The sequence below is a fragment of the Peribacillus sp. B65 genome (assembly GCF_058513295.1).
The window spans coordinates 4,684,880-4,698,331 of record NZ_CP195840.1; the positions used below are offsets into that span (position 1 = coordinate 4,684,880).

General features: G+C 41.3%; 13 protein-coding genes and 2 riboswitches. Of the genes, 3 read left to right on the top strand and 10 right to left on the bottom strand.

The window, feature by feature from the left end; genetic code table 11:
- Positions 1–403 precede the first annotated feature (403 nt).
- From ACSR9O_RS22895 to ACSR9O_RS22915, 5 genes are all read right to left on the bottom strand, one after another.
- Complete coding sequence (locus tag ACSR9O_RS22895; protein ID WP_491725153.1) at positions 404–937, bottom strand: cupin domain-containing protein; 534 nt, start codon at positions 935–937, stop codon at positions 404–406.
- A 24-nt stretch (positions 938–961) separates the two neighbouring features.
- Positions 962–1,591 (bottom strand): methylthioribulose 1-phosphate dehydratase, encoded by a 630-nt coding sequence (locus tag ACSR9O_RS22900; protein ID WP_491725154.1) that lies wholly within the window; start codon positions 1,589–1,591, stop codon positions 962–964.
- Complete coding sequence (locus ACSR9O_RS22905; protein WP_491725155.1) at positions 1,588–2,247, bottom strand: 2-hydroxy-3-keto-5-methylthiopentenyl-1-phosphate phosphatase; 660 nt, start codon at positions 2,245–2,247, stop codon at positions 1,588–1,590. The genes ACSR9O_RS22900 and ACSR9O_RS22905 overlap by 4 nt, the downstream gene beginning before the upstream one ends.
- A gap of 6 nt (positions 2,248–2,253) precedes the next feature.
- Positions 2,254–3,486 carry a 2,3-diketo-5-methylthiopentyl-1-phosphate enolase gene (gene mtnW, locus ACSR9O_RS22910; RefSeq protein WP_101225240.1) on the bottom strand — a complete coding sequence of 411 codons (1,233 nt, stop codon included), beginning with the start codon at positions 3,484–3,486 and terminating at the stop codon, positions 2,254–2,256.
- 105 nt (positions 3,487–3,591) lie between these two features.
- Positions 3,592–3,745: riboswitch (SAM riboswitch) on the bottom strand.
- 131 nt (positions 3,746–3,876) lie between these two features.
- Complete coding sequence (locus ACSR9O_RS22915) at positions 3,877–5,049, bottom strand: pyridoxal phosphate-dependent aminotransferase (protein ID WP_311735951.1); 1,173 nt, start codon at positions 5,047–5,049, stop codon at positions 3,877–3,879.
- A 99-nt stretch (positions 5,050–5,148) separates the two neighbouring features.
- Between ACSR9O_RS22915 and ACSR9O_RS22920 the strand changes: the two genes are divergently transcribed.
- From ACSR9O_RS22920 to mtnA, 3 genes are all read left to right on the top strand, one after another.
- Positions 5,149–5,931, top strand: coding sequence for a carbon-nitrogen family hydrolase (locus tag ACSR9O_RS22920; RefSeq protein WP_491725156.1), 783 nt, complete (start codon positions 5,149–5,151; stop codon positions 5,929–5,931).
- Positions 5,932–6,002: 71 nt separating this feature from the next.
- Positions 6,003–6,156, top strand: a riboswitch (SAM riboswitch).
- Positions 6,157–6,234: 78 nt separating this feature from the next.
- On the top strand, positions 6,235–7,437 hold the full coding sequence (gene mtnK / locus ACSR9O_RS22925) for an S-methyl-5-thioribose kinase (protein ID WP_491725157.1): 1,203 nt from the start codon (positions 6,235–6,237) through the stop codon (positions 7,435–7,437).
- A gap of 14 nt (positions 7,438–7,451) precedes the next feature.
- Positions 7,452–8,498: an S-methyl-5-thioribose-1-phosphate isomerase gene (gene mtnA, locus ACSR9O_RS22930; protein ID WP_491725158.1), complete on the top strand. Its 1,047-nt coding sequence runs from the start codon at positions 7,452–7,454 to the stop codon at positions 8,496–8,498.
- Positions 8,499–8,589: 91 nt separating this feature from the next.
- On the opposite strand, the gene ACSR9O_RS22935 is transcribed toward mtnA, so the two are convergent.
- The 5 genes from ACSR9O_RS22935 to yodN all read right to left on the bottom strand — a co-directional run bounded on the left by ACSR9O_RS22935 (position 8,590) and on the right by yodN (position 13,348).
- Positions 8,590–9,480, bottom strand: coding sequence for an LCP family protein (locus ACSR9O_RS22935; protein ID WP_101225245.1), 891 nt, complete (start codon positions 9,478–9,480; stop codon positions 8,590–8,592).
- A gap of 114 nt (positions 9,481–9,594) precedes the next feature.
- Positions 9,595–11,082, bottom strand: a complete 1,488-nt coding sequence (locus ACSR9O_RS22940) for a lmo1851 family serine protease (RefSeq protein WP_491725159.1) — start codon at positions 11,080–11,082, stop codon at positions 9,595–9,597.
- Between the two features lie 263 nt (positions 11,083–11,345).
- Positions 11,346–12,050, bottom strand: coding sequence for a purine-nucleoside phosphorylase (gene deoD, locus ACSR9O_RS22945; protein WP_230175687.1), 705 nt, complete (start codon positions 12,048–12,050; stop codon positions 11,346–11,348).
- Positions 12,051–12,290: 240 nt separating this feature from the next.
- The gene (locus ACSR9O_RS22950; RefSeq protein ID WP_064505166.1) at positions 12,291–12,461 is read right to left on the bottom strand and encodes a YozD family protein; all 171 of its coding nucleotides are present in this window, start codon (positions 12,459–12,461) and stop codon (positions 12,291–12,293) included.
- 179 nt (positions 12,462–12,640) lie between these two features.
- Positions 12,641–13,348, bottom strand: coding sequence for a germination protein YodN (gene yodN / locus ACSR9O_RS22955; RefSeq protein WP_214750321.1), 708 nt, complete (start codon positions 13,346–13,348; stop codon positions 12,641–12,643).
- Between the last annotated feature and the right edge of the window lie 104 nt (positions 13,349–13,452).

A 13,452-nucleotide genomic window follows, 5' to 3' on the forward strand; every position in this document is an offset into this window, starting at 1 on the left:
CCGTTAAATTTTATCATAATTACCTTACTAAAGCACTTGCCGGATTCACATAAAAAAACCAGCCCGTAAGCTGGTTTCAGACTAGGCAAATTCGAAGAAAAGCGAGTTCGACTGCAGTTTTTTATTTAAAAACGTCCAGTCGATTTCAGAAATCCGCTCCCTTTCCGCCGACTGTCTCCCGAGCCTCCTCGACGCAAGCGTCTGTGGGGCCTCGGCTAGCCAGTTATTCGGCAGGAGTGTCGCAAATTTCTTCAATCTTGCGAGATTTCTTTCCTATAAAATAGAAAAAACACAAAGGGATTAATCATGTTTTTTTATAAAATCAAGGTTAGGTGAGATCATCCCGACTTCCCTTTTTTCTACAAATAAAAACCAGCCCGTAAGCTGGTTTTTTAACATTGATTCATGCTTGAACTTCGTCTTTTTCGTAAATCGGCACCCATCCTGCCGCTGTAACGAAAATGCGGACAGCAACAGTTTTTCTATCTTCTGCAAGCGTGAAATAATGTCTTGTTGATTCTGGTACACTAATAAGATCACCTGGATTAAGGCGCACGTCAAACCACTGTTTCTCTTTGCCTTCAATCGCAAAGATACTCGTACCGCCTGCTATGAAACGCACTTCATCATCTTCATGGTGATGTTCCTGCTTAAAGTTTTCAAGCATTTGATCCAAGTTCGGATTCGCATCGGATAATGTGATGATATCATGCGCTTTATAGCCTCTTCTTTCGGAGATTTCCGCTATCTCTGATTGGAATGCTGCAAGGATTTCCTCCTTTTCAGTATCTGTTAGATCGTATTTTTCCACGAGATGGGCCGGTAATTTAGAAATGTCCCATTGCTCATAAATAACCCCTTGTGTTTCTAAAAAGCCTTTTACCTGTTCACCGTTTTCAATAACCTCGTTTGTTTCCTGGAATCTGATCGTCGCCATCATTCATTCCTCCTACATTAGTGTTTATCTTAAAGAAACTGCAAATGCCTTTTGTTGATTAAGCAACAGTTGATATTGAAATAAAAATTCGCAAGCTTCAAGTATTCTCTTTGCTTCGAGTCCGCTTTTACCCCAAACCGTAATACCATGATTGCGGATCAGCACGGCGCCAGAGTCTTCTTCGACATGTGGCTCGAACTTATCTGATAACAGCGGAATGTCAGCATGATTATATATGATTGGAATCCGAAGTTCCGAATCTTCATCCCACCGACCGGTCGCTTTAATGATTTCATGATTACGAAATGAAACTTGGCCTTCATCCCCGTACAATTCGGATATCACATTATTTTCAACTGTATGGACATGGAGTACACAGTTCGCATTCGTTTTCCGGTAAATGACTGTATGAAGTAAAGTTTCGGCCGATGGTCTTAGGTTCGTTTCTTCAACTGGCTTTCCTTTTAAATCCACCAGTAAAAAGTCCGAATCCGATTGCTTCCTTTTATCCTTACCGCTTGCCGTAATATAAAAGAAAGGTCTTTTAGGCTCCCGAATGGACAAGTTCCCGCTAGTTCCCATAAACCAATCCCTTTCGGCCAGTTCAGCTTTAATATCTGCCAGCTCCTGCCATTCTTTAGAATGATTATTCACGCTTTACCCACCTTTTGCTGCTTAATAATATCAATTACATCAAAAAACGTTTCAAATCCTTGATGTGGAATCCCTTCCCTATCGCATTTTTCAAGCAGTATGTCACGGGCTATGACAAAATCCGCCTGTTTTGCAGCTTCAAAATCCGTTACTGAATCTCCAATAACGAATTTAAAATCTTCCGCACCCGCAATTTCCCTCATAATGGATGGCTTGCAGCAACCGCAACCATTATTACATTGATCATCACAAGAATGCGGCCACTCAATATAAATCTTTTCCTTATCAAAAAATGCACGGTTGCAATAAACGGACTCTGTTGGCAAGATATCATTTAAAAGCGGAGCAATGAAAAAATCCATGCCCCCGCTTACAATATATAAAGGGATGTTGGCTTGTTTCGTATACTCAACGAATTCATAAAACCCTGGACGAATGCCGGCCGTCTTTCTTACATATTGGATGATGTCATCCTTCAAGCCGCTATCAAGCAGGGAAAACATATCCCCTACTCCTGAAGATATACTGATTTTTTGCTGAAGGACACCGTCTTTCAACGCTTCCCATTCCGGAGGCGCAAATTTCTTCATGATGGAAATGATATTATCCGAGTTGGTGATCGTTCCGTCAAAATCACAAAAGATGATCGGTTTCATTATTTCTTATAGGCCTCCCCATAACACAAGAGCTTTTTTTAGTGTTTCATCCTCAGCAGCCGCTTCAGATAGTTCCTTTCCTGCCAGTACGGCTTCCACAGCGGATCGGAAAGCCTTTGCCCCGCCATCTGCTCCATCAGGATGCCCGTGAATTCCACCTCCGGCATTAATCACACTATCGATTCCAAAATCCTTGATTAGATCCGGAACCATGCCCGGATGAATGCCAGCAGAGGGAACAGGGAAGGCTTTTTTCCATGAAAGTTCATCTTTTGTCAGAGCTTCAGCAATCGCCAAGGTCTCCTTTTTTTCAAGTGCGACACTTCCATAAGGGGACGGAAACAAGGATAAATCCGCACCTGATAACCTTACTAATTTACCAAGCAATAATGGATAGCCGACCCCATAAAATGATGAAGCTGACAATGCCCCGCTATATGCGGGGTGCGCCATGATCGGCAGCTTGATACGATCATGTTCACTCAAGGCCTGCAATACATCCAAACCATATGTATGAACGTTGAACAACAAGGCATCTGCCCCTGCATCAGCCGCTTGCTCTGCCTTATCCAATAATTCAAATGTTTTCCCTGATAGATTGACTGCATATAAAGTTCGGTGGCCAGTGGTTTCATAGACATCATTCAATATTCTTTTTCCCGTTTTTATTCTATCGAAAAATGGAGTCAGTTCCTGGTCAAAGAGGATCTCATCATCTTTAACTAGGTCGACACCTCCTAATGCTTGTTGCCTCAGTTGCTCATTATGGAATGTTAGGTCTCTTCCTAATACACCTTTAAAGATGCTCATCACCAGGGGCCGGTTAAATACGCCAATCTTTTTCCTAATGCCTTCAATGCCAAATTGCGGCCCGGGAAAGGCTTTTTGGATATCACCGACAAAATCCAAGTCGATAAGTTTTATTTCCCCGTCCAATGAAAGTTTGCCGAAGACCGTCGTTAGGATTGCAGGTAAATCATTGGAGAAATTCCTTGCCGGATAGGCAATTTTAATAAGCGAACGGTATACTTTACGATTAAAGTAGCTGTTTGCCCTCTCTTCTTCGGAAAGTGGTGTCACCGATACGACGCGTCCCTTATGTTTTTCCAGTTGTTTCTGGACTAAATGGGGCAGGTCCGTCCATGTCCCGACAGTCAAACCTAAGGCAATGCTCTCTGCTTTTTTCTCATGATTTCCCTTAGAATCATGAATTAAATAAGTAGCGACTATCTCGCTCATTTGATCACTCCTATATCACGTTAGTAAACTCTCGATGTCATTAACCTGAAATGGTCTCAAAATGGCAAAAGCCCCTTCATAAAGAAGAGGCTTTAATAAGCCATCTTCTTATCTCCCAGCCATTGGCTGCAAGAATTAGCACCGTGCCTTGTGGATTTCAAGAAAAATCCGGCGAAGAATTCCGCCCCATTTTACAATGGAATTACGGTCGGTTGCTGGGCTTCATAGGGCTAGTCCCTCCACCTGCTCAAAATAAGAAAACGCTGATATATAAATTTGCATCCAAGTATCGAAAGATTAAGAATTTATTTTGTATTCTGACAGGTAATCCCTACTTTGTCAATAAGTTTTAACTATTTAAGGGTGAATTAATCGGATATATCATTGTGGTTAAAATAATTTTAATTTACTTATCCGTTCCACAGCCTCTTTCAGCCGTTCTTCCGAAGTCAGCAGCCCTACCCTGACATAACCTTCGCCAAATTCACCAAATCCATTCCCTGCGGCAACAGCAACGTGGGCATGCGTTAATAAATAGTCTGCAAAACTCTCGGACGTAAAACCTTTAGGTACCTTGAGCCAGGCAAAAAATGATGCAGCAGGAGCTTTGACATCCCAGCCGATTGCCCTCAATCCCTCAATGAAAACATTCCTTCGTCCCTCGTACATCTGCACTAACTGCTCTACACAGCTCTGCGAGTCAAGCAAAGCGCTTGCGGCAGCTTCTTGTATCGCCGGGAACAGACTCACATAAAGATGGTCTTGTAATAGTTCAAGAGCTTCTATGACACTCTTATTCCCCACTGCGAAGCCGACTCTCCACCCTGCCATATTGTATGTTTTCGATAGTGTGTATATTTCTATTCCTATTTCCTTCGCTCCCTCTGACTGGAGAAAGCTTATCGGTTTTTTTCCGTCGAATCCTATCGCCCCATAAGCGAAGTCGTGGACCACACAAATTGAATGCTCTTTTGCAGTAGAGACGGTCTCATCAAAGAAACTTTCAGTTGCAGAAGCACCTGTGGGATTGTTCGGATAGTTCAAGAACATCATTTTGGCTTTATCAAGCACTTCTTTATGTATGTCACTGTATTTTGGAAGAAAATCATTTTCTTCTGTCAAGGGCATGAATTCGGTCTTTGCCTGGGCTAAAACAACACCGGAAAGATAATCCGGATAGCCGGGATCCGGAACAAGGATCGTATCACCCGGATTCAATAAACACTGCGGCAGTTCGACAAGGCCTGCCTTTCCCCCGAAGAGAATCGCCACTTCACTTTTCGGATCCAGCTTGACACCGAATTCACGTTCATAAAAGACGGCAGCAGCATCTTTTAAATATTGATGCCCCCGGAATGGCGAATATTTATGATTAATCGTTTTTTCAGCGGCAGACTGCAAGCTTTTCACGATATGGTCTGGTGTCGGCTGATCAGGGTTTCCCTGGCCTAAATTAATGACATCATGTCCTTGCTCCGTGATGGCATTGACTTTTGCGACTAGTGAGGCAAAAAACTGCTTGGGCAGGTCCTGAAGCTGTCTGGATTTTTCGAATTGCACCATTTATACACCTTCTCTGAAATTTCTTGAAATTCTAGACACAAATGATATATGTTTATCATAGTCTTGTAAAGCATTTTTTACATGTGGGGGTTTTAAACGATGAAGTGGAAAATAGCTTGTATTCAAATGGATATAGCATTCGGGCAACCGGATATCAATTTTCAGGTTGCGGAACAATGGTTGGAAAAAGCAGCACGGTCAGAACCCGATATCGTCATTTTACCAGAGCTTTGGACAACCGGATACGACTTAAGCAGGTTAAATGAGATTGCTGATCAAGAGGCGGAAAAAACGATTGAATTTCTTAAAACACAGGCAAGGAAACACGAGATTCACATAGTAGGCGGTTCCATTGCGAAAAAAACAAGCAAGGGAATCTATAACACCATGATCATCATCGATAAACAGGGAAGTCTCATAAAAGAATATGATAAGCTTCACTTATTTCAGTTAATGGATGAACATCATTTCCTGAAGCCAGGAGAAAAGGATGGTTTATTTACTCTTGATGAAAAAATATGTGCTGGTTTCATTTGTTATGACATCCGTTTCCCTGAATGGCAGCGAGCGCATACCGCTAAAGGCGCCGAAGTTCTATTCGTTACGGCTGAATGGCCAAAGCCGAGACTCGATCACTGGAGAGCCTTATTGATTAGCCGTGCCATCGAGAACCAAGCCTATGTAGTAGCCGTTAATCGCTCAGGCTCTGATGTCAATAATATATTTGCCGGTCATTCCCTGATTATTGATCCTTGGGGAAATATCATAAGTGAAGCCGGAGAAGGAAACGAACTCCTGACAGGCACCTTGAACTTCAATAAAGTTACGGAAGCACGTAACAAAATACCTGTATTCGAAGATCGCCGTCCTGATTTTTATTAAATTACCCATTGACAAACTATTTAAAAAGTTGATATTATTTTCCCGAAGATTAAAATTTCAGAAAACATTTACTCTTATCAAGAGCAGGCTGAGGGATAAAGGCCCTATGAAGCCCAGCAACCGACTGTAATACCATTGTGAAATGGGGCGGATTCACCGCCGGATTATAAAATCCACAGAGCACGGTGCTAATTCCACCAGAATTCATATTCTGGAAGATAAGAGGTCCGAAGCCAAAACTTCTGCCTCTTTCTATATGAAAGAGGCTTTTTTATTCTTATTTTGAATCCGGAGGGGAAAAGAATGACTCAAAACCATTCAAATTTTAAGAGATTGACAAACGAAACAGCTATAACCCTTGCAAAAAAACTTGGGTTGGTCAATGCGGATGCAAGTTTAACATGTAAAGAAATCGGCGATGGAAACTTAAATTATGTTTTTCATATTACAGACACAGACACAAATAAAGGAATTATTATTAAACAAGCGGTTCCTTATGCCAAGGTACTTGGCGAAGGTTGGCCGCTGACATTGAAAAGGGCTGCCATTGAAGCGAATGCGCTGATTCATTTCAGAAGTTATTGCCCAGAATTCGTACCGCAAGTCTATTATTCTGATGAAAAGCTTGCCATCACGGTCATGGAGGATTTATCCCATTTGAAAATCGTTAGAACAGGATTGATCGAAGGCGATTCATATCCATTGCTTTCACAGCATATTGGTGAATATGTTGCGAAAACGGCATTTTATACATCCGATTATCATTTAGAACCCTCTGCCAAAAAGGAAGTTGCCCGACATTTCACGAATCCCGAACTCTGCAAAATCACTGAGGTCTTCATTTTCACGGATCCATTTTTTGAGGAACTCCCGGGAGATTTCGAGGTGGAATTGACTGATGCCGCCAAAAATATATGGAATGATAAAGAAGTGATCCTTGAGGTCGCTAAGCTGAAACAAAGCTTTGAAACCGAGCAGGAAGCCTTGCTTCATGGAGATTTACATACTGGAAGTATATTTGCAAGTGAAACTGAAACAAAGGTTATCGATCCAGAATTCGCTTTTTATGGTCCAGTTGGTTTTGACCTTGGTCAATACACTGCCAACCTTCTCTTTCAGGCAGTCACACGTAATAGCGTTGGAAAGGAAGAGATTTTCACACACCTTAATGAATTTTGGAATGCCTTTGAAGAAACTTATTCCGAATTATGGGAAGGCCAAAATAAAAGCCCATTTTGCCATGTGAAAGGTTATCTGCCTTATTTACTGACAAAATTCAAAAAAGATGCATTCGGCTTTGCCGGCTGTGAACTGATTCGGCGAACCATCGGACTTTCCCATGTTGCCGATTTAAATGTCATTGAAGATAAAGAAACAAGGATCGCTGCCAAAACGGCTACATTGGAAATTGGTGCTTTTTTAATTAAAAAACGGGAAGAATTGGATGTTCCAGCTGTCATTGAAGCCTTGAAGCAACGTACACTGCCATCTTACTCAACCATTTAAAAGGAGACCTGCACATGACAACACAAGCACCATTACCTTATTCGGTACAATGGGCTGATACCCATATTACATTATTAAATCAACAAGCCCTTCCTTCCATAACTGAATTCATTGAACTTCATTCTGTTGATGATGTGTATGACAGCATTTTGACATTAAAAGTTCGCGGTGCCCCAGCAATTGGACTGACGGCAGCATTTGGTGTTGCACTTGGTGCGAAACAGGAAACAACCGCTGAATTAGCCGAATTCAAGAAAAATGTATCAAGGCATATTGAAAAACTCGCATCATCACGGCCAACCGCTGTCAACCTTTTTTGGGCGTTAAGGAGGATGGAAAATACTCTGGAAGCTGCGCAAAGCATTTCAACTGCCAAGGAAGCACTTATATCGGAGGCTAAAGCCATCTTTGCTGAAGATGAAGAAATGTGCAGGAAAATCGGGGAACATGGTTTATCCTTATTCACTAGAGGAGATTCCATTCTAACGCATTGCAACGCTGGGGGAATTGCCACGGCTCGGTATGGCACAGCCTTGGCTCCCTTCCACCTGGCAAAAGAAAAGGACTTTCCGCTAAAAGTGTATGCATGTGAAACCAGGCCTGTCCTGCAAGGGGCGCGTTTGACTGCTTGGGAATTGATGCAAGCGGGGGTTGATGTCACATTAATTTCTGATAATATGGCTGCCCATACGATTCATCAGAAAGGAATAAATGGAATCATCGTCGGTGCCGACAGAATTGCGGCTAATGGAGATACAGCCAATAAAATCGGGACATTGGGATTGGCGATATTAGCCAAGCACTTTGGTATCCCTTTTTACGTGGCCGCTCCATCAACCACATTCGACCTCACTCTCGAGTCCGGCACTTCCATCCCGATCGAAGAAAGGAATGAAGCGGAAATCACCTTCATTCAAGGTGTTAGGATCGCTCCTGAAAACGTGAAGACTTTCAATCCAGCCTTTGATGTTACACCGAATCATCTAATTACAAGCATCATTACCGAAAATGGCATCATAACCCCGGATTTCATTAAAAACATTCCGCTTTTTGTTAAATGATCCAGGTTGCTTTATTGATGATAAAAAACGAGAAGGATTACTTATCCCTCTCGTTTTTGTGATTATTCTTGCGAGGTCCATAATACAATTTTTATTTTTTTGAAAAGAATTCTTGAAGTGCCTTCTTATTTTTAGTGTAGTCCATTTCCAAAACGGCTCCGGACTGGGGATATATTTCATCTTTAAAGCTACCTTCCACTGGAACCCTTAAGGTTTCGACGGTGTCTGGTGTATGGAAGACGGCTTTTGGCCCCATTTCCATTATTGTTTTCAGTCCAATATCCGTATCCAAGTACGAGAGTCCTTGTTCGATTATACTAGGAAGGGCTGCCATCCCTTCGAAGGACGAGATTTGATTTATAAAGGCTGTTTTTAATTGAACCATTACTTCTTGTTGTCGCTCAACCCTTCCAAAATCACTTTCATCGTCATGTCTAAAACGGACATATTTCAATATTTCCTCGCCATGTAAAACATTTTTACCGACGCTTGCTTGAATGCTCATATCATCAATGATTTCCTGGTCCACATTCACCGCTACCCCCTCAGGTGCAAGTAAATCGACCATCTTCACGAATCCCTGAAAGTCAATTACCGCCACATGATCGACCTTGACACCGAAGTTTTCCTGTATGGTTTTTTTGAGAAGTTCCCTTCCACCATAATAATAAGCTGCATTTATTTTGTTATATCCTGTTTTATTCCCAGGGATTTTCACATAACTATCACGCATAATCGAAGCCAGTTTCAATTTTTCCTGCTCAGGAAAGTATTTTGCCAGAATAATCGCATCTGATCGAGATTTTTCCTCTCCCCTTGTATCGACACCAATTAACAGAAATGTTTTCACACTTTCCTGGTTCTCTTCTTTGGTTAGTTTTTTTTCCGTACCTGCATTTCCATTTTGTTTGGGTAAAGGGGCATAAGTGCAGCCTGCCAGAATCAGGATCAATAGATATATGAACAATACCTTTTCTTTCATTACCTCACCTCATCGGAAAATTACCCCTTATTCTCTTCCTAATATTGGAATCTTATGCATTAAACGACAAAAAAGCCTGCCAACGATAATCGCTGACAGGCTTTTCGGGCTAAATCACTTATTGATTTCTTTCTTTAATACTTCTACCGCCTTTTTCACTTGTGTGTCATTCTTAAGGATTTTCTCCTGGATGACCTGCATCAATTTCACGGTAGTATCATCTTTAATGGTGCCAGTTTCTTTAATTTTTTGTTCCCTTTGAAATGCTGTGACAGCATTCGTTGTTGCTTCATCAAAGAATCCATCTATCTTACCCGGATCATGGCCTGCTTCCTTCAGCATCTCTTCAGCAGCTTTCACTTCACTCGAAGAATCGGATGCTTTCAATTCCTTGTCAGGCGAAATATACGGAAGGCTGGCATAATCAGGAAGCTTCACGGTAATATCCGGCTTGATCCCTTTTTTATGAATCCAATTACCTTCAGGAGTCAACCATTTAGCTGCCGTATATTTGAAATTAGATCCATCTTTAAAGTCTTCGGCAGTCTGCACTGTCCCTTTCCCAAATGACTTGACCCCAATCAATGGAATGTCAGCAGATTCACTGACAGCCGCTGCAACGATTTCAGAAGCACTGGCACTTCCGTCATCAATCAACACGACTACCGGGATTTTCAGTTCTCCATCATTCTTCGATTTTTCGACTAGTTTTTCCCCGCTGCGATCCTCAACTTGAAGGACCACTTCCCCATTAGGTATGAACAGGCTTGCCATTTCTATTGCTTGATCAAGCAGTCCCCCCGGGTTTCCCCGCAAATCCAATACGAGACCCTTCATATCCTTCTTGGACATTTCTTCAAGTGCCGTTTTCAGCTCTTGGACTGTATGTTCGGAAAAACTGGTCACCTGAATCTTGGCAACTCCATCATCAAGCATTTCCGCATAAACCGTCTCAATCGGAATTGTGTCCCGTTTAATGGTGAGCTCAATCGGTGCCGACTCACCAGCTCTTGAGATGGATAGATCCACTTTCGTGCCCTTCTCGCCCCTGATTTTCAGGACAGCTTCAGAAGAGCTTAGCCCTTCAACGCTTTTACCGTCCACACTTAAAATGATATCATTCGGCTTTACCCCCGCTTTTTCTGCTGGGGACCCTTTTATCGGTGAGACGACCATGATTTTTCCATCCTGCTCCTGAATCTCGGCACCGATTCCTTCAAAAGATGAAGAGATGCTTTCATGGAAACTCGATGCTTCCTTTTTATCCATATAAGCAGAGTAGGGATCATCCAATGATTTGATCATTCCATTAATTGCGCCGTCAACCAGCTTTTCTTCATCAACCTCTTCATAATAGTTATCTTTTATCTTATCGTATGTAGTATACAGCTTTTCAAATTCCGCATGCTTATCCGGTGCTAATGACTCTACTTTTTCATCTCCAAAGGTCAAGGCTATTGTAGTAATCCCTGCAGTTAGAAATATGACTAAGAAAATCCCCATAATGAACGTAAACTTTTTTATTTTAATGAATTTCCCTGCCTCTTTTGGCTGTCCTTGATTTTCTTCTTCCACTGAAGCCTCACCACTTTCATTCTTCATGACGATATAAACGATTTCTATCTATTTTAACAGCTTTCATGACAATCGAAAAATAATTGTTATCAAAAATAACAACTTATGCCCATATGTACTTTTTTACGCCTTCGCAAACGTTAAAACATAGAGAAAGCTCCATGGACTACAGGTATCATCTATTGACATTACAAAAATGGGGCTACCAAGGAATAACTGAGCCTGTATCCAACTGTCATTATACAGCTTCACTTATTCCTGGTCACCCGCCTGTCATTTACATCCAATTATCAGTCCTGGATAGCTGCTTCCAAAGCCACTTCAACCATTTCGTTAAAGGTTGACTGGCGCTCATCCGCCGACGTTTCCTCACCGGTTAAAATGTGATCGGAAATGGTTAATACAGATAATGCTTGGCGGCCAAATTTAGCAGCAAGCGTGTAAAGCGCTGCTGATTCCATTTCTATCGCAAGGATTTGGTATTTTGCCCATTTTTCCAAATCACTATTATCATTATAAAACTGATCGGCCGTAAAAACATTACCGACCTTCAATTGCAAGCCCTTAGCTGTGCCGGCGTCATAAGCTTTTCTTAGTAATTCGAAATCCGCCGTTGGGGCAAAGTCCACCCCGCCGAAAGTCATGCGGTTCATTTGGGAATCGGTGGAAGCACTCATTGCAAGGATAACATCCCTGACTTTTACATCCTTCTGAATCGCTCCTGCAGTTCCCACACGAATCAGCTTCTGGACATTATAGCTATTCATCAATTCATTCACGTAAATCGAAATGGATGGGACACCCATGCCTGTACCTTGTACAGAAATTCGTTTCCCTTTATATGTCCCTGTATATCCAAACATGTTACGGACTTCATTATAAAGTTTAGCATCCTCTAAAAATGTTTCAGCAATATATTTTGCACGCAATGGGTCCCCAGGAAGTAAGACCGTTTCCGCAATTTCATTTTCTTTTGCACCAATATGTACGCTCATACGACTATGTCCTCCTTAACTTGTGGTTGAAATGATATTCAAAAACTACTATACCATATCAACCACAAGTTAGGAAAATCCAACCTTATCCTAGAACTTGAAAAAGATAAGGAAACTGGAAGTCATGAAAAGACTTTGGCACCCTTCCTTTGAACCGCAACAAAACGGCGGAGGTCCGCCGTCTTTTTTTAAGGTTAATGAAATTAAGGGATAGGAAGCTGTTAACCGTCTTATGACAGGTTACTCATCGACTTCTTCATCAATTATGCACTTTTCAAGAAGATATTCGAATGTGATGTCAGCAAGATCTTCAACTTCAGCTTCTGTTGGAAGATAGCCCCGTCTTATCAATTCTTGAAAAAAGAATTCCGCTATCTCTTCTGTATCAATAAAAACCTCAATTTCTCGCAAATCATCGCCCCCTTATTTAAAGGTCTATGAATGTGTAGAGACAAATATACCAGTAAGGCATCCCATTATGGAAAATCATTTGAAGGGCCTATATTTATCATGATCCATCCGTGTTCAATTTGAATGGAAGCTTCTATAGGGAATTTGGAAATTGCCCCTTTAAAAATTCAGGATACCTTTCACTTCGTTTGCTTCTTTTTATGATCTGGATAAATTTCCTCTGCCGCCTTTTCAATTTTAGCAAGGGCGATCTTCATGATGTGGCGATATTCGTCATCGCCAAAATGTTCGTAGAGCTTACAATAATCATTATATAAATCCAACAGTCCATCAATCATTTCCTTTTTTTCATTTTTTGTCATTGTCATTTCTCGCTCACCTTTACCAGGGTTGTTTTGTTTAGCAATGATAGCAAGCTCATTTTTCTTTTTAGGAAGTAGCAGACCCAACTTTTTAATGATTCCATCTGCACGTTTAGCATCGGCTATCAAAGTCAGTTCTTCCTCATGCGCTTCAAGCCATTCACCATCAGAGATTCTGGATAACTCATAGATTACATCCTCCCAGGCATTTTCCTTATAGCGCCAAATTTCCGTTCGATAGCCGATAATCTTGAAATAATCCTGTTCATACCCATCCACCTGGACCAAGTCACCTAATAAATATTTATATTCAATATCTATTTGTTCTTTTTGATAAAGGATTTCACCTTCATATTCATTTATCGATTGCAATGTTTTTTCGATATAAAGACCTTCACTATAGTTCACTTCATACACATAAGCACCATCGAGAAATTTCACATCGGTTATATTCCCGACTGTCCCATACATTGTTATTACGACTGTATCGCCTAATTTAAATTTCGGCTGTTTTTTTTTGCCCATAAGAGACATCCCCCAATATGGTCCTTATCGTTTGATTAGTAAATTATATGCACAAACAAACATGGAGGTTAATGGAAAAGAGAGGGCATTTTGCTCATTTAGCT

Coding starts and splice junctions, on each gene's coding strand:
- ACSR9O_RS22895 (WP_491725153.1), bottom strand. CDS start 937: ATGGCGACGATCAGATTCCAGGAAACAAACGAGGTTATTGAAAACGGT.
- ACSR9O_RS22905 (WP_491725155.1), bottom strand. CDS start 2,247: ATGAAACCGATCATCTTTTGTGATTTTGACGGAACGATCACCAACTCG.
- mtnW (WP_101225240.1), bottom strand. CDS start 3,486: ATGAGCGAGATAGTCGCTACTTATTTAATTCATGATTCTAAGGGAAAT.
- ACSR9O_RS22915 (WP_311735951.1), bottom strand. CDS start 5,049: ATGGTGCAATTCGAAAAATCCAGACAGCTTCAGGACCTGCCCAAGCAG.
- ACSR9O_RS22920 (WP_491725156.1), top strand. CDS start 5,149: ATGAAGTGGAAAATAGCTTGTATTCAAATGGATATAGCATTCGGGCAA.
- mtnK (WP_491725157.1), top strand. CDS start 6,235: ATGACTCAAAACCATTCAAATTTTAAGAGATTGACAAACGAAACAGCT.
- mtnA (WP_491725158.1), top strand. CDS start 7,452: ATGACAACACAAGCACCATTACCTTATTCGGTACAATGGGCTGATACC.
- ACSR9O_RS22935 (WP_101225245.1), bottom strand. CDS start 9,480: ATGAAAGAAAAGGTATTGTTCATATATCTATTGATCCTGATTCTGGCA.
- ACSR9O_RS22940 (WP_491725159.1), bottom strand. CDS start 11,082: ATGAAGAATGAAAGTGGTGAGGCTTCAGTGGAAGAAGAAAATCAAGGA.
- deoD (WP_230175687.1), bottom strand. CDS start 12,050: ATGAGCGTACATATTGGTGCAAAAGAAAATGAAATTGCGGAAACGGTC.
- yodN (WP_214750321.1), bottom strand. CDS start 13,348: ATGGGCAAAAAAAAACAGCCGAAATTTAAATTAGGCGATACAGTCGTA.